At 44.7% G+C, this 20,529-nt stretch carries 24 protein-coding genes; 20 read left to right on the forward strand and 4 right to left on the reverse strand.

Going from position 1 to position 20,529, the window contains the following annotated elements; all coding sequences use genetic code 11:
- Positions 1–120 precede the first annotated feature (120 nt).
- The gene (locus B5G33_RS04265; protein ID WP_242971329.1) at positions 121–531 is read left to right on the forward strand and encodes a DUF6465 family protein; all 411 of its coding nucleotides are present in this window, start codon (positions 121–123) and stop codon (positions 529–531) included.
- 133 nt (positions 532–664) lie between these two features.
- Here B5G33_RS04265 and B5G33_RS04270 read toward each other — a convergent pair whose 3' ends face one another.
- Positions 665–889: an alpha/beta-type small acid-soluble spore protein gene (locus B5G33_RS04270; RefSeq protein WP_087416850.1), complete on the reverse strand. Its 225-nt coding sequence runs from the start codon at positions 887–889 to the stop codon at positions 665–667.
- A 286-nt stretch (positions 890–1,175) separates the two neighbouring features.
- Here B5G33_RS04270 and B5G33_RS04275 point away from each other — a divergent pair, with 286 nt between their 5' ends.
- Genes B5G33_RS04275 through B5G33_RS04290 form a run of 4 tightly spaced genes read left to right on the forward strand, consistent with a single transcriptional unit; the run spans position 1,176 to position 3,385 of the window.
- Positions 1,176–1,568, forward strand: a complete 393-nt coding sequence (locus tag B5G33_RS04275) for a methylglyoxal synthase (protein ID WP_087272144.1) — start codon at positions 1,176–1,178, stop codon at positions 1,566–1,568.
- Between the two features lie 19 nt (positions 1,569–1,587).
- The gene (gene rsmD / locus B5G33_RS04280; protein WP_087416851.1) at positions 1,588–2,139 is read left to right on the forward strand and encodes a 16S rRNA (guanine(966)-N(2))-methyltransferase RsmD; all 552 of its coding nucleotides are present in this window, start codon (positions 1,588–1,590) and stop codon (positions 2,137–2,139) included.
- A 2-nt stretch (positions 2,140–2,141) separates the two neighbouring features.
- Positions 2,142–2,633: a pantetheine-phosphate adenylyltransferase gene (gene coaD / locus B5G33_RS04285; RefSeq protein ID WP_087416852.1), complete on the forward strand. Its 492-nt coding sequence runs from the start codon at positions 2,142–2,144 to the stop codon at positions 2,631–2,633.
- A gap of 59 nt (positions 2,634–2,692) precedes the next feature.
- Positions 2,693–3,385 carry an ATPase gene (locus tag B5G33_RS04290; protein WP_087416853.1) on the forward strand — a complete coding sequence of 231 codons (693 nt, stop codon included), beginning with the start codon at positions 2,693–2,695 and terminating at the stop codon, positions 3,383–3,385.
- On the opposite strand, the gene B5G33_RS04295 is transcribed toward B5G33_RS04290, so the two are convergent.
- Positions 3,353–4,297 (reverse strand): hypothetical protein, encoded by a 945-nt coding sequence (locus tag B5G33_RS04295; RefSeq protein ID WP_087416854.1) that lies wholly within the window; start codon positions 4,295–4,297, stop codon positions 3,353–3,355. The two genes, B5G33_RS04290 and B5G33_RS04295, sit on opposite strands and share 33 nt — an antisense overlap.
- A gap of 134 nt (positions 4,298–4,431) precedes the next feature.
- On the opposite strand from B5G33_RS04295, the gene B5G33_RS04300 reads away from it, so the two are divergent.
- The 13 genes from B5G33_RS04300 (at position 4,432) to B5G33_RS04360 (ending at position 16,555) form a co-directional block, all read left to right on the forward strand.
- Entirely contained in the window at positions 4,432–5,883 is a 1,452-nt protein-coding gene (locus tag B5G33_RS04300; protein ID WP_087416855.1) for an aminoacyl-histidine dipeptidase, read from the forward strand.
- 91 nt (positions 5,884–5,974) lie between these two features.
- Positions 5,975–6,640: a M23 family metallopeptidase gene (locus B5G33_RS04305; RefSeq protein WP_242971330.1), complete on the forward strand. Its 666-nt coding sequence runs from the start codon at positions 5,975–5,977 to the stop codon at positions 6,638–6,640.
- A gap of 52 nt (positions 6,641–6,692) precedes the next feature.
- Entirely contained in the window at positions 6,693–7,526 is an 834-nt protein-coding gene (locus B5G33_RS04310; RefSeq protein WP_087272161.1) for a GTP pyrophosphokinase, read from the forward strand.
- A complete protein-coding gene (locus tag B5G33_RS04315; RefSeq protein WP_442856598.1) occupies positions 7,526–8,917 on the forward strand; it encodes an RsmF rRNA methyltransferase first C-terminal domain-containing protein in 1,392 nt (463 codons plus the stop codon). Before B5G33_RS04310 ends, B5G33_RS04315 begins: the two co-directional genes overlap by 1 nt.
- A 5-nt stretch (positions 8,918–8,922) precedes the next feature.
- Positions 8,923–9,657, forward strand: a complete 735-nt coding sequence (locus B5G33_RS04320; protein ID WP_087272167.1) for a pseudouridine synthase — start codon at positions 8,923–8,925, stop codon at positions 9,655–9,657.
- Positions 9,626–10,291: an HAD family hydrolase gene (locus tag B5G33_RS04325; protein ID WP_087272170.1), complete on the forward strand. Its 666-nt coding sequence runs from the start codon at positions 9,626–9,628 to the stop codon at positions 10,289–10,291. The genes B5G33_RS04320 and B5G33_RS04325 overlap by 32 nt, the downstream gene beginning before the upstream one ends.
- Positions 10,288–12,213: a YgiQ family radical SAM protein gene (locus tag B5G33_RS04330; RefSeq protein ID WP_087416857.1), complete on the forward strand. Its 1,926-nt coding sequence runs from the start codon at positions 10,288–10,290 to the stop codon at positions 12,211–12,213. Before B5G33_RS04325 ends, B5G33_RS04330 begins: the two co-directional genes overlap by 4 nt.
- Before the next feature lie 9 nt (positions 12,214–12,222).
- Positions 12,223–12,996: an SDR family NAD(P)-dependent oxidoreductase gene (locus tag B5G33_RS04335; RefSeq protein WP_330396637.1), complete on the forward strand. Its 774-nt coding sequence runs from the start codon at positions 12,223–12,225 to the stop codon at positions 12,994–12,996.
- The gene (locus B5G33_RS04340; protein ID WP_087416859.1) at positions 12,993–13,613 is read left to right on the forward strand and encodes a hypothetical protein; all 621 of its coding nucleotides are present in this window, start codon (positions 12,993–12,995) and stop codon (positions 13,611–13,613) included. Before B5G33_RS04335 ends, B5G33_RS04340 begins: the two co-directional genes overlap by 4 nt.
- Positions 13,614–13,621: 8 nt before the next feature.
- Positions 13,622–14,629, forward strand: coding sequence for an RluA family pseudouridine synthase (locus B5G33_RS04345; protein WP_087416860.1), 1,008 nt, complete (start codon positions 13,622–13,624; stop codon positions 14,627–14,629).
- The gene (lepB, locus tag B5G33_RS04350) at positions 14,626–15,153 is read left to right on the forward strand and encodes a signal peptidase I (RefSeq protein ID WP_087416861.1); all 528 of its coding nucleotides are present in this window, start codon (positions 14,626–14,628) and stop codon (positions 15,151–15,153) included. The genes B5G33_RS04345 and lepB overlap by 4 nt, the downstream gene beginning before the upstream one ends.
- Before the next feature lie 12 nt (positions 15,154–15,165).
- Positions 15,166–15,699 (forward strand): Holliday junction resolvase RecU, encoded by a 534-nt coding sequence (locus B5G33_RS04355; RefSeq protein ID WP_087416862.1) that lies wholly within the window; start codon positions 15,166–15,168, stop codon positions 15,697–15,699.
- A 211-nt stretch (positions 15,700–15,910) separates the two neighbouring features.
- Complete coding sequence (locus B5G33_RS04360) at positions 15,911–16,555, forward strand: AAA family ATPase (RefSeq protein ID WP_158229578.1); 645 nt, start codon at positions 15,911–15,913, stop codon at positions 16,553–16,555.
- Positions 16,556–16,607: 52 nt separating this feature from the next.
- Here the strand turns inward: B5G33_RS04360 and B5G33_RS04365 are convergent, their stop codons facing one another.
- Positions 16,608–17,639, reverse strand: coding sequence for a helix-turn-helix domain-containing protein (locus tag B5G33_RS04365; protein ID WP_087416864.1), 1,032 nt, complete (start codon positions 17,637–17,639; stop codon positions 16,608–16,610).
- A gap of 14 nt (positions 17,640–17,653) precedes the next feature.
- Positions 17,654–18,028, reverse strand: coding sequence for an ArsR/SmtB family transcription factor (locus B5G33_RS04370; RefSeq protein WP_087272193.1), 375 nt, complete (start codon positions 18,026–18,028; stop codon positions 17,654–17,656).
- Between the two features lie 179 nt (positions 18,029–18,207).
- Here B5G33_RS04370 and B5G33_RS04375 point away from each other — a divergent pair, with 179 nt between their 5' ends.
- Positions 18,208–18,426 (forward strand): cation transporter, encoded by a 219-nt coding sequence (locus tag B5G33_RS04375; RefSeq protein WP_087272196.1) that lies wholly within the window; start codon positions 18,208–18,210, stop codon positions 18,424–18,426.
- Positions 18,427–18,447: 21 nt separating this feature from the next.
- A complete protein-coding gene (locus B5G33_RS04380; RefSeq protein ID WP_087416865.1) occupies positions 18,448–20,331 on the forward strand; it encodes a heavy metal translocating P-type ATPase in 1,884 nt (627 codons plus the stop codon).
- Positions 20,332–20,529 lie beyond the last annotated feature (198 nt).

A 20,529-nucleotide genomic window follows, 5' to 3' on the forward strand; every position in this document is an offset into this window, starting at 1 on the left:
ACTGTATGTTATGTTTCTGTAAAAAACCATAAACTTCCGGGAAAAACTTGAAAATTAAAAAAAAAAGGTATATGATAAACGGGACATTTAGAGTTGGAAGTATAAAGGAGGAGAATTTTTATGTCACCAAGAAAGACAACATCAAAAGCAGCTCCGGCAACAAAAGCTGCTGTGAAGACAACTCCGGCGAAGACAGAAGAATCTAAAACAGAAACTGCTGCTGCTGAAAAGAAAGCACCGGCAAAAAAAGCAACACCAGTAAAAAAAGAGACCACTACCGTTAGAAAGACTGCTGCTAAAAAGACTGTAGAGAAGGCAGAAATAAAAGAATCTGTATTTGTTCAGTTCGCAGGTGCAGAGTATAATTTAGATGATGTAAAAGCCAATGTAAAAAAAGCATGGATGGCTGAAACTGGCAAAAAAGAAAGCGATATCAAGGATATCCAGATTTACGTAAAGCCTGAAGAGCATGCTGCTTACTATGTAGTAAACGGCGAATTTGTAGAAGGCGGAAGAAAAGTAGAGTTATAAGTTAAGTTTTTATAATTCCAATATAAATGTTGTAAAATTTCAGGGCAGGAGACATCAGCTGTTGATATCTTCTGCCCTGATTTTTTGCCATGAAGTCCTGCTCTATATTTTTACGGCAGGAAATTATGGCTTTTTAGTACTGCTGAGAACTTCCGCTGGACATCTGTCTTTCCTGAGCTTCGATCATTTTCTTGACCATATATCCGCCGACAGAACCGTTCTGCTTAGAAGTCAGATTGCCGTTGTAACCGTCTGTAAGGGGCACTCCCAACTCATTGGCTACCTCATATTTAAAACGGTTTAATGCGCTTTTTGCCTCTGGCACTGCAGCTTTGTTAGAAGAATTACTGTTAGACATTTTTAGTTCCTCCTTTGAAAGTTGTTTTTTGTTACAGTGGTAGTATATGAAAATAAATAAAAAATACACTAGAAGTTCTTTCATGTTTTGACAAATTCTGAGAATTATATTACAATAAGAAATCAGACTTATAGAAAGGAAAAGGGATTCAGAAAGGCAGTACAGAGTATTTTGGAGAGAATTGCCATTGCTTTGTAAAAAATGTATAAATTTATAAATGATAATTGAAAAAAGTTAGCGTTTTTGCTATAATGATTTTTGACAAAAAATAATGAGGATGATGCAGATGAACATAGGAATTATAGCACATAACAGTAAAAAGGCTTTGATCGAGGATTTTTGTATTGCATACAAGAATATTCTTTCAAAGCATGAGATATATGCTACAGGGACAACAGGTAGAAGGATTGAAGAAGCTACGAATCTTCATGTCCATAAATTTCTTCCTGGCAGTATGGGGGGAGACAAACAGTTTACGGAGATGATAGAGAGAGGAGACATTGATATGGTCATCTTTTTCTATAACCCGGCCATGATAGATCCCAAAGAACCAGATGTATATCAGATTTCCAGGTGCTGTGACCAGTACAATATTCCCATTGCCACCAATATCGCAACGGCAGAATCACTGATACTGGGACTGGAACACGGGGATCTGGATTACCGTCTGAATCCCTGACATGGAAAAGGACTAATATATGAGAGTAATTGCAGGAAGCGCAAAAAGTATGCCCCTGAAGACAATTCCGGGTTTGGACACAAGACCCACCACAGACAGGATCAAGGAGACCCTTTTTAACATTCTCCAGCCCTATATGTGCGGATGCCGGTTTCTGGATATTTTTGCCGGAAGCGGCGGAATCGGGATTGAAGCATTGAGCAGGGGGGCAGATTTTTGCGCCTTTATTGAGAAAAACAGAAAAGCAGTAAAAATCATTGAGGAGAACCTGAAATTTACCAGGCTGGACAACAGAACCAGGATTCTGGGGCAGGAGGCGCTGACAGCACTCCGCCTTCTGGAGGGTGAGGATCCCTTTGACTGCGTTTTTATGGATCCTCCCTATGGAAAAGGACTGGAAGAACAGGTACTGGCAGTTTTGAAAGATGCTTCTTATGTAAGCGAGGAGACGCTGATCATTGTTGAGGCATCTCTGGATACAGATTTTTCTTATCTGGAAAGTTATGGATTTGCTACTGTCAGAGAAAAAAAATATAAGACAAACATGCATGTGTTTATCAGAAAGGCATAAGTATGGCGAGAGCAATCTATCCGGGGAGTTTTGACCCCGCCACATATGGTCATTTAGATATTATCCGCAGGGCTGCAGCGCTTTTTGACGAGGTGATTGTAGGAGTTTTGAATAATTCTGCAAAAAGTCCGTTGTTTTCTGTGGAGGAACGTGTTAATATATTAGAGAATATAACAAAAGATGTGCCTAATGTAGCGGTTACATCTTTTAGCGGGTTATCCGTAAATTTTGCAAGAAGCTGTAACGCAAAGGTGATTATCCGGGGACTGCGTGCTATTACAGATTTTGAGTATGAACTTCAGATGGCTCAGACCAACAGGGTATTGGCCCAAGATGTAGATACCATGTTTTTGACTACTAGTCTTGAATATGCCTACCTAAGTTCTACAACAGTGAAAGAAGCCGCCTATTTCGGAGCAGATATTTCCAAGTTTGTACCGGAATACGTGGTGCGCAAAGTAGAGGAAAAATATCGGCGGAATCCTGCCGGATGATAAGAGGCAGAAAGATTCTTCCGCAGCCAGGAAGAAAATACATTAAGGAGAAATGAGAAATGAGCAGCAGAATTGAACAAATCATTGAGGAAATCGAGGAATATGTAGAGAGCTGTAAATATCAGCCTTTATCCACAACAAAGATTATTGTAAATAAAGAAGAAATTGAAGAACTTCTGCGGGAACTGCGTCTGAAAACGCCTGATGAGATTAAACGCTATCAGAAGATCATCAGCAATAAAGATGCCATTCTGGCGGATGCCCAGTCAAAGGCAGATAATATTATTGAAGATACTAAGAAGCAGGTTCAGGAAATGGTGAAAGAGTCCGAGGTTATGCAGCAGGCATATGCCCAGGCAAATGAAACCATCAACAGTGCAAACCAGCAGGCCCAGGCAATCATTGATGCGGCTACTAATGATGCAAATGCTCTTCGTCTGAGCGCGGTGTCCTATACAGATGAGCTTATGGGCAATATGGGACAGATTGCTTCCAGTATGCTGGAAAATGCCGCCGGCAAGTATAATGAATTTGTACAGGCTCTCCAGGCGTCTTTGGATGTAATCCGCCAGAACAGAGCAGAACTGGCGCCTCAGCTTCAGGGTGGGACGGCTCCTCAGAGTGCAGCACCTGTACAGGAAACTGTTCAGAATGACTATCAGGAAGACAGCCAGGTAGAATATGAAGATGATGACGAATACGATGATGAATATGATGATTTAGATGACGATTTTGACGATTTCGATGAATAATCTTCCAAGGAGCAGGGTGAAAAGGGAGGAGCAGGACTTTCCCTTCAGGTAAGGAGACAGAGGAAGGTCTGTTTCGGCCAGCATGGATTTTGACTGGAAAGCGATGCAAAGTCCTCCAGAGGCAGTAAGAGCCAGCAGCAGAGGAAAAGAGACAGACAGATTCCAGTTTCTCTGAGCAATGGCCATAGTTCCAGTGGTGATTTCTGTAAATCCCAGCAGCAGACATTTCAGGTCAGCAGGAAGACCAGGTAAAAGCTCCAGGATTCCCTGGATAAGGGAAAACAGGATGATATATCCCCCCAGCTTGGTAATCGACAAAAAACTGTTCATAATAGAGGCGTCCAGCGCTTCTCCCCAGGAGAAAGCGGCGGATGCCTCTTTTCTTTTGAATTCTGGGAGAGAATTTTCATCAAAGGAATAGCAGCGGCGGAAAAGCAGAGAGGTGAAAAAACTGGAGAGATAAAGGATTCCATAGGCAGGAAGTATGAGCCATTCTCTGTGGAGAAGTTCTACGCAGAGATAAGAAGAGAGAAAGGCAGGTCCGGGATGATTGGAAAAAGTCAGAAGGTAGCAGGCCTCCTGCCGGGAAATCCTGTGGTCCTGATAAAGGTCTGCTGCAGTTTTTGCCCCCATGGGATAACCACAGAAAATTCCTATGAGTAGACCGTATCCCCCCATAGGTGTGAGATGAAAAACAGATTTCCAAAAGCCCTTTGTGAGAGCCAGAAGCTTTTCTATAAAGCCGGCTTTCATGAAAATCCCGGAGAGTATCATAAAAGGAAGCATGGAGGGCAGAAGGGTGTTGAACCAGAGCATGAGACCGGATCTGGCACATGCTACGGCAGTTCTGGGGAAGAAAAGAAGAAAAAGTAAAAAACAGGAAAAAGACAGACAGAAGAAAATACGTTTCATAGAGAATGTCCTCCAAACCTTTATTAAAAATATATGAAAAACAGCCTTTTTCATGACTGGAAAATGGAGGCTTGCCATTTCTCAGGGAATGTGTAAGAATAAGAGAGGAAATCAGGAAAACCAGGAGGTAGAATATGTCTGTTTTAAAAAATTTACAGCCGGAACGGGTATTTTATTATTTTGAGGAAATTACAAAGATTCCCCACGGCTCAGGAAATACAAAGCAGATCAGCGATTATCTGGCGGGATTTGCCAGAGACCATGGGCTGAAATATATACAGGACGAAAGCAATAATATCATCATTTTTAAAGAAGCGTCCAAAGGTTATGAGAAGGCTCCCTGCGTGATTCTTCAGGGCCATATGGATATGGTGTGTGAGAAGACTCCAGGCAGCGCTCACGATTTTACTAAGGACCCTCTGAAACTGGTGGTAGAAGGGGATTATATTTCCGCAGAGGATACCACTCTGGGAGGGGATGACGGCATTGCAGTAGCTTATGCTCTGGCAATCCTGGAGGATGACAGCCTTCCGCATCCTGCTCTTGAGGTGCTGATCACAGTGGACGAAGAAATCGGACTTCTGGGTGCAGCAGCCCTGGATACTGCTCCGCTGAAGGGAAGATATCTGATCAATCTGGATTCTGAGGAGGAAGGATATCTCTGGGTAGGCTGTGCAGGAGGACTCACCGCTCAGACCAGCATACCAGTGAAATACCAGGAGACCAGGGGCATGAAGTACGAAGTTACGGTGTCCGGACTTCTGGGGGGACATTCCGGTGCTGAGATTGATAAAAACCGGGCCAATGCAACCCTTCTTTTAGGAAGATTCCTTTTTGAAGCCAGAGAAAAAGAGGACTATGTTCTGGCAGAGCTGGAAGGAGGGCAAAAAGACAATGCCATTCCAAGGACAGCCAGGGCACTGATATTGGCGGATAGTAAAGCCGGTGCAGAACTCCAGAGTTTTGCCAATGAATTTACAGAGAATCTGAGGAAAGAATATGCGGGCAGTGATGAAGGCATTACAGTTACAGTAGAGGCAAGAGGAGAAGGAGAAGAACCCACACTTCACCCGGTAAGCCTGGAAAAGCTCCTTTTCTTCCTTCTTCACTATCCTAACGGAATCCAGAAGATGTGCGGTTATATGGAAGGTCTGGTGGAGACTTCCTGCAACCTGGGAATTGCCAGACTGACCCAGGAGGATTTCCAGTGTTCAGCCAGTGTCCGCAGTTCTGTAGCTACAGAGAAAAAGGCTCTGGCAGATAAGATTGCTTATCTTACTGAATTTTTAGGCGGGGAATATAAAGCAGAGGGAGATTATCCTTCCTGGGAGTATAAGCAGGATTCGAAACTCCGCCCTTATATGGTGGATATCTACGAGAAACTTTATCATACCAAACCAGAGGTAAAGGTTATCCATGCAGGACTGGAGTGCGGCCTTTTCTATGAGAAAATTCCGGGACTGGACTGTGTGTCTCTGGGACCTGATATGAAAGATATCCATACTACAGAAGAACAGCTGTCGATATCTTCTGTTAAAAGGGTATGGGAATATCTGCTGGAAGTTTTGAAAAATCTGAAAGGATAATGTCATAAATGCCTCTGTCCGTGCATAAAATGATACACTGGTAAGAACTTATTGCCGTCGGGTATCGTCTTTGGAGGACGGAGGTGTTTTTTTGGGAAGATGTCTGCTGTTTTTATGGCTGCTTTTATTTGCAGACGCTTTGCTTCTGGGAAATCTGGAGGAAAAAACCTCTCTTGGTGTGCTTCGGGAGGCGGGAATCCCTCAGGAGAGCTTTCAGGAGGCAGGAATCAGCAGTGAAGATGCCCTGCTCTATGTAGAATTCTGGGAAGATCTGGAATACTTTCCCCTGGCTTTTCCCTGCAGCCGTAAAGAAGAGTTTTTCTTTGAGAATGGCTGGCACGATAAGAGAAATTATGGCGGGGAAAGGCTCCATGAAGGCTGCGATATTTTCGGCAGTCAAAGTATCAGCGGTTATTATCCAGTGGTGAGCATTACTGACGGAGTAGTAGAGCAAGTTGGGTGGCTGCCTCTAGGCGGCTGGCGGATCGGCATCCGCAGTTCGGGAGGCGGATATTTTTACTATGCCCATCTTTCTTCCTATGGCCGGAAGTTTACAGAGGGAGAAAAGATAAATGCCGGAGAACTGTTGGGATTCCTGGGAGACAGCGGATATGGAACAGAAGGAACGACAGGAAAATTCCCCCCTCATCTCCATCTGGGAATCTATGTGCGGACGGAAAAGGAAGAAGAGTATGCCCTGAATCCCTATCCGGTACTGAAGTTCTTACAGGAAAAGCAGAAAATTTTTTTCTATTAAAAAGAAAAAAAATATGCTATACTTTTAAGATATAGTTAAGGAGTAATGTGTTATGGAAATACGTTTGTGGCGTGAATTGCTGATCCCTTATGAACTTGCAGTGAAAGAGCTGGTTATGAAGTTTAACCATCTGAAAAAAGAGCATCAGGAGAAGGACTTGTACTCTCCCATTGAAGAGGTGACAGGGAGAGTGAAATCCATCAACAGTATTCTGGAAAAAATGCAGAGAAAGAACATATCCTGGGAAGAATTGGAAGAAAAAGTAGAAGATATTGCCGGAGTGCGGATCATCTGTCAGTTCTATGAGGATATCGAAAAAGTGGCGGACCTGATCCAAAAGCGCAGTGATATGAAGGTCTTGGAAATCAAGGATTATGTGACCCATATGAAGGACAGCGGATACCGGAGTTATCATATGATCATTTCCTATGCCACAGAGACCCTAGATGGGAAAAAAGAAATCCGGGCAGAAATTCAGATCCGCACCCTGGCTATGAATTTCTGGGCAACTATCGAGCATTCCCTTCAGTATAAGTACAAGGGGAATATGCCTGCCCATTTGGCAGAGCGGCTGACTAATGCGGCGAATTCTATTATCCAGCTGGATACGGAGATGTCTTCTGTTCGAAATGAGGTTATGGATGCACAGAATTCCATGCTTCATCAGTCCAACCTGGTGGCAGATATTCTGAATAATATTGAAAACCTGTATCATTATTCCAATAAGAGAGAAGTGGCAAAGATACAGGATGAGTTTTACAGAATCTACAAAAGAAAGGACCTGCAGCAGCTTGAGCGGTTTCACAGAGAACTGGACATTATAGCGGAAGGATATCAGGCTCAGGCGCTGAACTTTAAAGGAGTTGAGGGGAACTGGCAGAGATGATAGAATTACCGAAAAAATTTAAAGAAGAGATGAAAGAGCTTCTGGGAGAGGAGTATCCCGTTTATCTGGCTACCTATGACCAACCAGTGCGCCAGGGACTGCGATTTAATTCCCGAAAGCTGACAAAGGAAAAGTGGGAGGCAATGGACCCTTTTGGGAGTCAGCCGGTTCCCTGGACGAAAAATGGATATTTTGTGGAAAAGGAAAAGGGGGAGGAGAAGGGCGCTGGCCCTTCCGGACACCCCTATTATTATGCAGGGCTTTATTACATACAGGAACCCAGTGCTATGACTCCGGCCAGCCGTCTCCCGGTGGAGCCGGGGGATCGGGTTTTGGATCTGTGCGCTGCACCGGGAGGAAAGGCCACAGAGCTGGGCTGCCGGCTGTCGGGGAAGGGCTTTCTGGTGGCAAACGATATCAGCAACAGCAGAGCAAAGGCTCTTTTGAAAAATCTGGAGATGACAGGTCTGGCCAATTACTATGTAACCAGCGAGGACCCAGAGAAACTCTGTGAAAAGTTTCCGGAATATTTTCATAAAATTCTTATCGACGCCCCCTGTTCCGGGGAGGGGATGTTCCATAAAGAGCCCCAGATGGCCCGGTATTGGGAAGAGAAGCCTCCGGCTTATTATGCCCAGATTCAGAAACGTCTGATCCTTCAGGGAGCAGATATGCTCCGCCCCGGCGGCATGCTCCTTTACTCTACCTGTACCTTTTCCAAAAAAGAAAATGAGGAAGTTATCGCTTATCTTTTAAAGGAACGGCCAGATATGGAGACAGTGGAGCCGGAACCCTATGAAGGATTTTCCAAAGGTTTTCCTTTAGAAGGAGAGGCAGAAGAGATGAATGGACGGCTTCAGAAATGCATCCGCCTCTTTCCCCATAAGATTTCCGGAGAAGGACATTTTGCAGCTCTGATAAGGAAAAAAGGAGAGGCTGCAGAAGAAAGGCCGGCAAAAGAAAAAAGTATTTCCCTGCCTCTGCCGGTCCAGGATTTCCTGAAGATGACGTCCATGGATTTTTCCCGGGGATTTTTTAAGATGGAGGGTGAGAGGGTATACTTTCTTCCTGAGGGAGGAGCGATGCCCAGACTCCGGTATCTCCGCACAGGACTGTATCTTGGGGAGGCAAAGAAAAACCGTTTTGAGCCCAGCCAGGCTCTGGCTATGGCTCTTTCACCGGAGACTTTTGACTCCTGTATCAACCTTTCCTCAGAAGACATCAGAACTGTAAAATATCTGAAAGGGGAGACCATTGAAACAGGCGATATCCCTACAGCCCGAGAAACAGGCTGGCAGCTGGTATGTGTGGAGGGATTCGCTCTGGGCTGGGGCAAGTTAAACAACGGAATCCTGAAGAATAAGTATTATGCAGGATGGAGGCTTAGATAGTTGAAATGATGAGACTGGACAAATTTCTGGCGGATATGGGTCTGGGAACAAGAAGTGAAGTGAAAAAGGATATTAGAAAAGGTCTGATCCTGGTAAACGGAACCCCCATAAGAACCCCGGAGTATAAGATCGATATCCAGAAAGATCAGGTGACGGCAAAAGGCCAGCCGGTATCTTATGCAAAGCAGGAGTATTATATGCTGAATAAGCCTGGAGGAGTGGTATCTGCCACAGAGGACAAGCGAGAAAAGACAGTGCTGGATCTGATACAGGAGAAAAAGCGAAAAGACCTTTTTCCTGTGGGGCGGCTGGACAAGGATACGGAAGGGCTGCTGCTTATTACCAACGACGGCCCTTTAGCCCATGAACTGCTGTCTCCAAAGAAACATGTGGACAAGACTTATTTTGTGAAAGCCGGGAAACCGTTGTCTGATGAAGATGTCAGAATGCTGGAGACAGGAGTAGATATCGGGGAAGAAAAGCAGACTCTGCCTGGAAAGGTATCCCGATTATCTCCGGAGAGGACAAGTTTTTGTCTTACTATCAGAGAGGGGAAATTTCATCAGATAAAGAGAATGCTCCAGGCGGTAGACAATGAAGTGCTGTATTTAAAAAGGCTGTCTATGGGCAGCCTGGTTCTGGACGAGGGACTGGATCCAGGAGAGTACAGACCTTTGACCCAGGAGGAAATTGAGAGGTTAAAAGAACATGCTGGAAAACAAAAAAGCAGTGATATTTGATTTAGACGGAACCCTGGTAGACTCTATGTGGATGTGGAAGGAGATTGACCTGGAGTTCCTTTCAAAAAAAGGGGTGGTGATTCCGGAGGATATCCAGAAATTTCAGGACGAGCTGGAAGGCATGGGATTTACGGAGACAGCCTGTTTCTTTAAAGAGAGGTTTCACCTTGCCGATTCTATTGAGGAGATCAAGAACACCTGGATTCTCATGGCAGAGGATAAATACTGCAATCAGGTACCTTTAAAGCCGGGGGCCGGTGAATTTTTAGAAGCATTGAAAAAAAGAGACTTTCAGATTGGGATCAGCTCAAGTAATAGCCAGGAACTGATTCGGACAGTCTTAAAGGCTCATAAGATAGAAGATTGTTTCAACTGTATTACTACCTGCTGTCAGGTGCCGGCGGGCAAGCCTGCGCCGGATGTATATCTGGAGACTGCCAGAGGTCTTGGGATTTCTCCGGCTGACTGTCTGGTATTTGAAGACGTTCCTATGGGAATCCTGGCAGGAAAACGGGCTGGCATGAAGGTCTGCGCCGTAGAAGACGATTTCAGCAAGGGACAGGAAAAACAAAAACGAGAGCTGGCAGACTGGTATATCCAGGACTATTATGAGGTTCTCAGGGAGTGCCTATGAGCGGAAAATTTATGCCGGTGACAAGGGAAGAGATGGAGGAGAGAGGAATCCTCCAGCCGGATTTTGTCTATATTTTAGGAGACGCCTATGTGGATCATCCTTCCTTTGGTGCGGCGATTATTACAAGATTATTAGAGAGCCGGGGATACTCGGTAGGTATTATTTCTCAGCCTGACTGGAAAAAGAAGGAGAGTATTGCCCTCTTCGGGGAGCCCAGACTGGCCTTTCTGGTTTCAGCGGGAAATATGGATTCTATGGTAAATCATTATACGGTTTCCAGAAAACACAGAAAGACCGACGCTTATTCTCCCGGAGGGGAAATGGGGCTTCGGCCAGACCGGGCGGTGACAGTATACAGCAATCTGATTCGCCAGACCTATAAGAATACTCCTATAATCCTGGGAGGGATCGAAGCCTCTCTCAGAAGAATGGCCCATTACGATTACTGGGCAGATGCTATGAAACATTCGGTCCTGCTGGATTCCGGAGCAGATATGATCTCCTATGGAATGGGCGAGAGGAGTATCCTGAAGATTGCCGAAGCTCTGGATATGGGAATTCCCGTAGAACATATTACAAATATTCCAGGAACAGTGTACAGGACCAAGGAGCCGCCTAAGAAGGGAATCCTTCTTCCCTCTTATGAGGAAGTTTCCGGAGATAAAAGGGCTTATGCCAAAAGCTTTAAGATACAGTATGAGAATACAGACCCTTTTACGGGTAATGTGCTGATGGAATCTTATGGCGGCAAAGGCTATATTGTGCAGAATCCGCCTTCCAAGCCACTGAGTCAGAAGGAGATGGACGAAGTATACGGCCTGCCCTATGCGGGGACCTATCACCCTATGTACGAGAAAAAGGGAAAAATTCCGGCTATCGAAGAGATCCGGTTCAGCATTACCAGCAACCGGGGCTGCTTCGGGGGCTGTAATTTCTGCGCCCTGGCCTTTCATCAGGGAAGGATTGTCCAGACCAGAAGTCAGGAATCTATTTTGGAAGAGGCAGAGAAATTTACCAGAGAGCCGGATTTTAAGGGTTATATCCATGATGTGGGAGGGCCTACGGCAGATTTCCGTCACCCTTCCTGCAAGAAGCAGATGACAAAGGGAATCTGTACAAATCGACAGTGCCTTTTTCCAAAACCATGTAAAAATCTGGAGGCAGATCATAAGGACTATCTGGAACTCCTTAGGAAGCTTCGTAAGCTGCCAGGAGTAAAGAAGGTCTTTATCCGCTCAGGAATCCGCTTTGACTATGTGAACCAGGATCCTTCGCCGGAATTTCTGGACGAACTGGTACGCTACCATGTAAGCGGACAGCTTCGGGTGGCTCCCGAGCATGTTTCAGACCAGGTTCTGTATTACATGGGCAAACCAGAGCATCAGGTATATGAGGAGTTTATCAGGAGATTTTATAAGGCTAATGAGAAATATGGAATGAAGCAGTACGCAGTGCCCTATCTTATGTCCTCTCATCCCGGCTGTACCATGAAAGAGGCGGTAAAGCTGGCAGAGTATGTAAGGGATATGGGCTTTATGCCGGAGCAGGTCCAGGATTTTTATCCTACCCCGTCGACCATGTCCACCTGTATGTATTACACAGGTATAGATCCCCGGACAGGAGAAAAGGTCTATGTGCCCAGAGATTCCAGGGAGAAAGCCATGCAGAGAGCCCTTCTTCAATATCGGAAACCAGAGAATTATGAGCTGGTCCGGGAGGCCCTGGAAAGAGCAGGAAGAACCGATCTTATTGGATTTGGTGGAAAATCCCTGATACGGCCCAGAAAGGGTGAAAAGGCTGGACAGACCGGAGGAAAAAGGACAGAAAAGACTGGACAGCATCTTCAGGGTAGAGAAAAGGCCGGAAAATCGGGAAAGAAAAAGACTATTCGGAATGTACACAGAAAAAAGACAAAAGGGTAAGGTTGTGGTATGATGAAAATAGCGGTTGTCACAGGCGCTTCTTCCGGTATGGGAAGAGAGTTTGTGGGGCAGATCGCAGAAAAATATCCCTGGCTGGATGAAATCTGGGCCATTGCCAGAAGGGCCGGGGAGCTGGAAAAATTAAAAGAGGAAATACAGGAAGTCTCAGTGCGTCCTCTGCCTCTGGATATTTCCAGGGAAGAAGACCGGGAGAAGCTGAAAAAGCTTTTGAAGAAAGAGAACCCCAAAATCCTGCTTCTGGTAAATGCCGCAGGAATGGGAATACAGAAAGAATTCGCTGGGATTTCGCCTCAGGAGGCTGTTTCTATGACAGAGCTGAATTGTTCTGCCCTTACCGGGATTACCGGTATCTGTCTGCCTTACTGCAAAGATGGGAGCAGGATTTTTATGCTTGCCAGCGCTGCGGCTTTTGTCCCTCAGCCGGGATTTGCCGTATATGCGGCCTCAAAGGCTTATGTGGTCAGCTTTTCCAGGGCTCTGAACCGGGAGCTGAAACCGCGGAGGATTCAGGTCACCGCAGTGTGCCCCGGCCCTGTGGATACCCCATTTCTGGAAAAAATGGGAGGGAAAGACCAGATGCCCGGCTATAAGAAACCCTTTATTGCCAGGCCCGGAGCCGTTGTGAAGAAGGCTTTAAGAGATGGAGCCAGGGGGAGGGAACTGTCGGTTCCAGGAGTTTTTATAAAGGCTCTGGAAGCTGGCTGTAAAATTCTTCCCCACAGCCTGATACTGAGATTTATGGAGGGAAAGTCAGATTCATGAGTAAGACGACAAAGAAAAAAAACCGGAAAGGAGATTTCGGATATATCAAGACACAGCAGAAAAAAAGAATCCTATATACAGTCCTGGCTTTTATTGCCCCTCTTCTGGTGTTTTTTACGGGACTGTACATTAACAGGACCAGGAATACAGTTTTTACAGTGGTAGCTGTGGTTGCCTGTCTTCCGGCCTGCAAATTTGTAGTGGATATGATCATGATGTTTCTTCAGAAACCTATGGCTGAAAAAGACTATCAGGAGATTGAAAAGCACAGGCACGGACTTACCTGCGCTTATGAGCTGGTAATCTCAGCCTATGAGAAACAGTCTTTTGTAGATTCTTTAGCGGTCTGCGGCAATAATGTGGTAGGATATACAAGCAGAGAGAAAACAGATACGGCTTTTGTAGAGAAACATATCCAGGATATGCTCCGGCAGAACGGTTTTTACGTGACAGTAAAGATTTTCCGGCGGCTTCCCGATTATACGGCCCGTCTGGAATCTATGTGGGAGCACAGAGAGGCGCTGGAAAAAGATATTAAGTATCGTCCAGATCCGGCAACTCCTGATATGACCAGGAGTGAGAAGATCATGGCTGTGCTTTATGCGATTTCTCTCTAGGAGGAGTTATGGAACAGATTACAGTAAAAGAGGGAGACAGCGGACAGCGGCTGGATAAATATCTGGGGAAATATTTAAAAGAAGCGCCCAAAAGTTTTCTCTACAAAATGATGAGGAAAAAGAACATCACCCTGAATGGAAAAAAGGCTCAGGGAAATGAAATCCTGAAAGAAAAGGATGAAATCCGGCTGTTTCTGGCTGCTGAAACCATAGAAAAATTCCGGGGCGCCGGGAAAGAGGAAGGGGTTCATGGCCTTTTGGATATTCCTTATGAGGATGCCCAGGTACTCTTTGTCAATAAACCGGCAGGAATGCTTTCTCAGAAGGCTGCCAGAGAAGATGTTTCTCTGGTAGAATATCTTACAGGTTATCTTCAGGAAAAAGAAAAGGCAGGGGAGGAAAGAGGAGATACTTTCCGTCCTGGCATCTGCAACCGGCTGGACCGGAATACCAGCGGCCTGGTGGCGGCAGGAAAGACGGTGAAGGGGCTTCAGGCTCTGTCAGAGGCCTTCCGGGAAAGGACTATGCATAAATATTACCTGGCTCTGGTAAGGGGGAGAATTGCAAAGCCTGCCTATATTAAAGGATATCTGAAAAAGGATGAGAAGAAAAATCAGGTAAGGATAACAGAAAAGGAAATAAAGGGAAGCCTTCCCATAGAAACCAGGTATAAGCCCCTGGAGATTTCTCAGGGAGGAGATACCCTTCTGATGGTAGAACTTTTAACCGGACGTTCTCATCAGATACGGAGTCACCTGGCATCTATAGGACATCCGGTTATCGGAGACCGAAAATATGGGGAGAAAAAGAGTAATGACAGGTATGAGAGAAAATACGGTGTGAAAAGCCAGCTCCTCCATGCATGGAAGCTTCAGTTTTCCTGGGAAGAGGGAACACTGAAAGGTCTGTCAGAACGAACAGTTACGGCCCAGCCGCCGGACTTATTTCAGAAAGTCCTGGAAGGGGAAGGATTTGATGAAAAGATATACAGAGAAAATAAGGGAGAAGAATCATGAAGAAAACATCTATCGCAAAAGAACTGTGGGAATATGTAAAGATGATCATCTTTGTGGTGGTTTTTGTGCTGGTAGTAAATAATTTTCTGATCATTAATGCAAAGATTCCTTCTGAATCTATGGAAAATACTATTATGACCGGGGATCGTATATTCGGCAACCGGCTGGCTTATCTTCTGGGAGATCCGGAGAGATATGATATTGTTATTTTCCGGTATCCTGATGATGAAAGTCAGCTTTTCATTAAGAGAGTTATCGGTCTTCCCGGAGAGACTGTGGAGATCATAGATGGGAAGGTGTACATAGACGGCTCAGAGACGCCTTTGGATGACAGCTTTACCCCGGAGACCCCTACGGGAAATTACGGACCATATACAGTTCCGGAAGGCTGCTACTTTATGCTGGGAGACAACAGGAATAATTCCAGGGATTCCCGTTTCTGGCAGAACCCTTATGTAGAAGAAGATAAGATTCTGGGAAAAGCCGTGCTGAGATATTTCCCAGGTATTAAATTCCTGGAGTAAGGAGGCGAACAGATGGCAACCTGGAACTCCAGAGGCCTGAGGGGCTCAACACTGGAAGAATTTATCAACCATACCTGTGAACTATACAGAGAGAAAAATCTGGCTCTCATACAGAAAGTGCCTACACCTATTACGCCAGTACAGATTGACCAGAAAAGCAGGCACATTACCCTGGCCTATTTTGAAAAAAAAAGTACAGTAGACTATATTGGGGCTGTTCAGGGGATTCCGGTATGCTTTGATGCAAAGGAATGCTCTACTGACACATTTCCCCTTCAGAATATCCATGAGCATCAGGTGGCATTTATGAGAGACTTTGAAAGGCAGCAGGGAGTAGCTTTTCTAATCTTATATTTTTCTCACAGAGATGAGGTTTATTATTTGACTTTCCGCCAGATGTACCGCTTCTGGCAGCGGGGAATCCAGGGGGGGCCAAAACATTTTAAATACCAGGAGCTGGAACCTCAGTGGTTTCTGGAGAGGAAAGGAAATGTTCTGGTACCTTTCCTGGATGGGATACAGAGAGACCTGGAATACAGAGTATAGCAACCTTTGGGTAAATACTGCGAAACGAAAAGGAACTTCTTCAGAGGCTCCTTTTTTTGTATACTAAAATTAATACTGGGATAAAAGACTATGCTTTCCGGTAATTTTCAGATATTCTGAGCAGGCATTAGACGGGTTTTTATTCCGCTGTTATACTATGTGTAAAAATAAGAAACAGGAGACAAAAGCTCTGAGACAGGGAGGGAAAAGATTGGAAAACCATTTAAATATTGTACACCAGGTACTTGAACAGGTGAACCAGGTGATTTTAGGAAAAAGGGAGGAAATCCGGGAGGTTATGCTGGCTTTCCTGGCAAAGGGCCATGTACTTCTGGAAGATATTCCCGGGGTGGGAAAGACAACCCTGGCAGTAGCTTTTTCCCGGACAATGCTCCTGGATTACAAAAGAGTCCAGTACACAGGATGGAACCTTTCTGTACCAAGTCTGCAGACACAGAGCAGAGAGGAGACCAGAGATACCCAGAACAGACAGAGCCCTGGAATATTTTTTGAAGTGGACAAAAGGACAGTATGGAAAGGAATCCTTACCGGAGCAGGAGGAATAGGAATTCTGTGTCTGATTTTCTACAGGCGCTGGAAAAGGCGGGATCAGTGGATACAGAAAGGAGGCATGGGACGTCTTTTTGACCAGCTTCTTTTTGATCTGCATTTTTCCGGAAGAATGAAAGAATATCAGGGATGGGAAAAAGACTTTGCCTATAGACTTGCAGAAGAAATACCGGCGGTTACTTTGGAAGAAACAGAGCAGCTTCTCCGGGGAGCAAGAGAGGAAGCCTTTGGAGAGCCTGGAAAACAAAAAAAGAAAGCTTTCAGGCAGCCTGGAGAAGCTGCCTGAAGGTAAGAGTTCATTTATTATCCAGGATGAAAAGACCAGTAAAACTGCTTTATTATATACGGGTTTCTTTCCGATGGTTTTCACCTTGATACTGTTTCCGGTAATCTGTGGGAAGAATCCCTGTTACACTTTTAAAGGCATTTGTAAACTTACTAGGACTTTCATATCCCACAGAAAGGGCAATGGAGGAGATGCTTTCCTGGGAACAGCGGAGCATGGCGGCTGCCTGCTGGATACGATATTCTTTCATGTATGAGGCAATGGGAAGTCCGTAGACAGACTTAAAAATGCTCTTCAGGGCAGAGCTGTTGATCAGATACTTTTTTGAAAGCTCCTCTATGGTGAACCTTTTCGTGAGATTTTGAGTGAGAAGACTGTGGACAGAACGGATAATCTCTACCTGATCTGAGTAATATGGGTCTGCAGCTTTTCCCTGAGAAGGATCTTCCATATAAAGAAACAGGAGAAGTTCCTGGCACTTTAATTTCAAATAAGGAAATTTCATCTCCTGAGGCAGATGGTAGAGTTCGGAAAAAATATGTTCTACTCTTTTGTTAGCCGGAAAAGAAAAAATTTCCTGGGAGGTACAGAACTTATGAAACAGCAGGCCCTCTGGAAGTTCTGTCTCATTAAGAGGAGAGGGAAGAGTTGTTTTCAGAACATCTAAATCTATTGAGACTGTAATGCCTTCATAGTACCCTAAAGGAAATGTAATCTCTGTCCTGGATTCTTTACAGGCATCTCTGCAGTGAACAGCCAGATCTCCCTTTCCTACATAGAGGCTTTGGCCGTTTTCCATATTCCAGCCAATCCGCCCCAGATTGCAGTGATCAATCTTCAAAACAGAAGGCTTATGGCTGTGATGAAAGGCAAACTTATGGCCAAGACACCAGGCAAAGGTAATGCCCATTCCCGGATACAGATCATAATGCTCGAGAAGCAGTTTGGTATCCTTAAAATCCCCAAGAGGGAAGAGTTTTTCCTGTACGGTTTTTGCAGGATAGGAATAAATTCTGAGCAGGCACTGGCCGGCATCCAGATCTTTTAGTCTTTCTTTCAGCTGACAAGATAATTCTTTTTCCATAAGACAAGCCTCCTTCAGATTTTTTCTGTCCTTTCAGGACAGGTGATCTTGCCAAGGGTTTCTATGGTGTGATGGAGAACCTGGGCCAGTTCAGTGTCTGCTGTACGGTAATACATTTCTTTTCCTTCCCGGCGGCTTACGATCAGGCCGCTGCTTTTTAACAGCTTCAGATGATGAGAGACTGCGGGGCTGCTCATGTTGACAAGAGCAGCAATGTTCAGCACACATTCTTCGCAGTGGCACAGGAGCCAAAATATCCTCAGACGGCTTGGATCTCCCAGTTGTTTCATAGCTTCAGAGACTCCTGCAATTTCCTCTTCCGTAGGCATGTGTTCTGCAACTTTCTTTTCATTATACCCATGATCATGGGGTAAAATCTGATTTTTCATAGACGATTCCTCACAAGTATAGTTGTAAATTGTTCCATTTGGAAATAGTTTTAGCCCGAATAGAAAAAGGGCTCTTTTTTCTCTTGACTTATTATACAATCAGAAGTAAAGTATAGTCAATAATTAAAAGATTGTTTAATTAAATAAATGATTAAACAAATAGAAAGGAGAAAAGAAAAATGAAAAAAACTTACAAAATCGATGTTGACTGTGCCAACTGTGCAAATAAGATGGAAGATGCTGCAAAGAAAACTGCCGGTGTGAAAAACGCCGTTGTAAATTTTATGACTTTAAAGATGCAGGTGGAATTTGAAGAAGGCCATGAGCCAAAAGCAGTTATGCAGGAAGTTCTGAAAAATTGCAAAAAAGTAGAAGACGACTGTGAAATCTTTTTATAAAGAGAGAAAGAGAGTGGCCCTATGAATAAGAAACAGAAAAAAATGCTGATCCGGATTCTGGCGGCGGCTGCTTTGATGGTAGGCCTGAGCTTTCTTCCTGTGGAGGGAGGGCTCAGGTTCCTTCTTTACCTGATTCCTTATTTTATCATTGGATATGATATCCTTCGGAAAGCTTTCAAAGGAATCAAAAACAGGCAGCCTTTTGATGAATCTTTACTCATGTCTATCGCCACCATTGGCGCTATTGCCATAGCTGTCTGCGATGACGGAGACTATACAGAGGCTATTGCGGTAATGCTGTTTTATCAGATTGGAGAATGGTTCCAGAGCTATGCGGTGGGAAAGAGCAGAAGAAATATCAGCGAGTTGATGGATATCCGTCCGGATTATGCGAATATAGAGATAAACGGAAAGCTGGAACAGGTAGACCCGGATGAGGTAGAAGTTGGCTCAGTAATCCTGGTACAGCCGGGAGAAAAGGTTCCTATCGACGGAATTATCCTGGAAGGCAGTTCCACATTGAATACCAGTGCTCTTACAGGGGAAAGCCTTCCAAGAGAGGCCGGACCGGGAGATGAGATCATCAGCGGCTGTATTAATATGACAGGAGTGCTGAAAATACGAACTACCAGAGAATTCGGGGAGTCAACAGTTTCTAAGATCCTGGATCTGGTGGAAAATGCCAGTTCCAGAAAATCCAAATCCGAAGACTTTATTACAAAATTTGCAAGAGTTTATACCCCGGCGGTTGTTTACTGCGCTATTGCCCTTGGAGTCCTTCCGCCTCTGGTGCGGATGATCGGTATGGGACTGAGCCCTGACTGGGGAACCTGGATATACCGGGCGTTGACCTTTCTGGTGATCAGCTGTCCCTGTGCGCTGGTAATCAGTATACCTTTAAGCTTTTTTGCAGGTATCGGAGGGGCCAGCAAAGAGGGGGTTCTTGTAAAAGGTTCCAACTATCTGGAAAGCCTTTCCCAGACAAAATACCTTGTGTTTGATAAAACAGGAACCCTTACCCAGGGAGTTTTTGAGGTAAACGGTGTCCACCATGCCGCTTTGGAAGAGGAGAAACTTTTGGAGTATGCAGCGCTGGCAGAAAGCGCTTCCTCTCATCCTATCAGCAAAAGCCTTCAGAAAGCATATGGAAAGGGAATAGACCGATCCAGAGTATGGGATATCCGGGAAATCAGCGGAGAAGGCGTTACGGCTGTAGTAGACGGGGTGCCTGTAGCGGCAGGAAATGAAAAACTGATGAAGAGGCTGGGAGTTGAGTCTGTTCCTTGTCACCATACAGGAACTATTATTCATATGGCAGTAGATGAAAAATACGCAGGCCATATCGTCATCTCCGATATTGTAAAGCCGCATTCAAAAGAAGCAGTTGCAGCCCTAAAAAGGGCAGGCGTAGAAGAAATTGTTATGCTTACAGGAGATGACCATCGGGTGGCAGAAAGTGTAGGGGCTTCTCTGGACATCGACAGAATATATGCAGAGCTTCTTCCGGGAGATAAAGTGGAAAAAGTCGAAGAACTTCTGGGGGAAAAGAAAGGAAAAGGCAAAGTTGCTTTTGTAGGAGATGGGATCAATGATGCCCCGGTGCTTTCCAGAGCTGATATCGGAATTGCCATGGGAGCTATGGGTTCAGACGCTGCCATTGAGGCGGCAGATGTGGTTCTCATGGACGATGATCCTTTAAAGATAGCTAAGGCCATTAAAATTTCCAGAAAATGTTTGAAGATTGTCTATGAAAATATTTGGTTTGCCATTGGAATTAAAATTATCTGTCTATTCCTGGGGGCTGTGGGAATCGCTAATATGTGGCTGGCCATATTTGCAGACGTAGGAGTCATGATTTTAGCTGTGCTCAACGCCATACGGGCATTATTTGTTAAAAAATTGTAAATCTGGTGAACAACTTCTTTTATAAAAAAGGACCGATTTTCCATACAATAGATTTTGTATGGAAAATCGGTCCTTTTTTCAGGTGAAATGGGAAATTTTACTTGTATTTTTTTCTGTACAAAGAAATTGACATCTCTATATGTTTATGATAGACTTATTTAAAAAGTGAATTTTTTAACAAATTGTAAAAACAGTGAA

It is taken from the genome of Blautia sp. An81 (assembly GCF_002161285.1).
In the GTDB taxonomy this organism is placed as follows: domain Bacteria; phylum Bacillota; class Clostridia; order Lachnospirales; family Lachnospiraceae; genus Blautia; species Blautia ornithocaccae.

Excerpts from the sequence above, each read along its gene's own strand:
- B5G33_RS04290 (WP_087416853.1), top strand. The coding sequence starts at position 2,693 with ATGAGCAGCAGAATTGAACAAATCATTGAGGAAATCGAGGAATATGTA.
- B5G33_RS04310 (WP_087272161.1), top strand. The coding sequence starts at position 6,693 with ATGGAAATACGTTTGTGGCGTGAATTGCTGATCCCTTATGAACTTGCA.
- B5G33_RS04380 (WP_087416865.1), top strand. The coding sequence starts at position 18,448 with ATGAATAAGAAACAGAAAAAAATGCTGATCCGGATTCTGGCGGCGGCT.
- B5G33_RS04265 (WP_242971329.1), top strand. The coding sequence starts at position 121 with ATGTCACCAAGAAAGACAACATCAAAAGCAGCTCCGGCAACAAAAGCT.
- B5G33_RS04345 (WP_087416860.1), top strand. The coding sequence starts at position 13,622 with ATGGAACAGATTACAGTAAAAGAGGGAGACAGCGGACAGCGGCTGGAT.
- B5G33_RS04340 (WP_087416859.1), top strand. The coding sequence starts at position 12,993 with ATGAGTAAGACGACAAAGAAAAAAAACCGGAAAGGAGATTTCGGATAT.
- B5G33_RS04365 (WP_087416864.1), bottom strand. The coding sequence starts at position 17,639 with ATGGAAAAAGAATTATCTTGTCAGCTGAAAGAAAGACTAAAAGATCTG.
- B5G33_RS04330 (WP_087416857.1), top strand. The coding sequence starts at position 10,288 with ATGAGCGGAAAATTTATGCCGGTGACAAGGGAAGAGATGGAGGAGAGA.
- B5G33_RS04325 (WP_087272170.1), top strand. The coding sequence starts at position 9,626 with ATGCTGGAAAACAAAAAAGCAGTGATATTTGATTTAGACGGAACCCTG.
- lepB (WP_087416861.1), top strand. The coding sequence starts at position 14,626 with ATGAAGAAAACATCTATCGCAAAAGAACTGTGGGAATATGTAAAGATG.
- B5G33_RS04370 (WP_087272193.1), bottom strand. The coding sequence starts at position 18,028 with ATGAAAAATCAGATTTTACCCCATGATCATGGGTATAATGAAAAGAAA.
- B5G33_RS04335 (WP_330396637.1), top strand. The coding sequence starts at position 12,223 with ATGATGAAAATAGCGGTTGTCACAGGCGCTTCTTCCGGTATGGGAAGA.
- B5G33_RS04275 (WP_087272144.1), top strand. The coding sequence starts at position 1,176 with ATGAACATAGGAATTATAGCACATAACAGTAAAAAGGCTTTGATCGAG.
- B5G33_RS04295 (WP_087416854.1), bottom strand. The coding sequence starts at position 4,297 with ATGAAACGTATTTTCTTCTGTCTGTCTTTTTCCTGTTTTTTACTTTTT.
- B5G33_RS04320 (WP_087272167.1), top strand. The coding sequence starts at position 8,923 with ATGATGAGACTGGACAAATTTCTGGCGGATATGGGTCTGGGAACAAGA.
- rsmD (WP_087416851.1), top strand. The coding sequence starts at position 1,588 with ATGAGAGTAATTGCAGGAAGCGCAAAAAGTATGCCCCTGAAGACAATT.
- B5G33_RS04300 (WP_087416855.1), top strand. The coding sequence starts at position 4,432 with ATGTCTGTTTTAAAAAATTTACAGCCGGAACGGGTATTTTATTATTTT.
- B5G33_RS04355 (WP_087416862.1), top strand. The coding sequence starts at position 15,166 with ATGGCAACCTGGAACTCCAGAGGCCTGAGGGGCTCAACACTGGAAGAA.
- coaD (WP_087416852.1), top strand. The coding sequence starts at position 2,142 with ATGGCGAGAGCAATCTATCCGGGGAGTTTTGACCCCGCCACATATGGT.
- B5G33_RS04270 (WP_087416850.1), bottom strand. The coding sequence starts at position 889 with ATGTCTAACAGTAATTCTTCTAACAAAGCTGCAGTGCCAGAGGCAAAA.
- B5G33_RS04375 (WP_087272196.1), top strand. The coding sequence starts at position 18,208 with ATGAAAAAAACTTACAAAATCGATGTTGACTGTGCCAACTGTGCAAAT.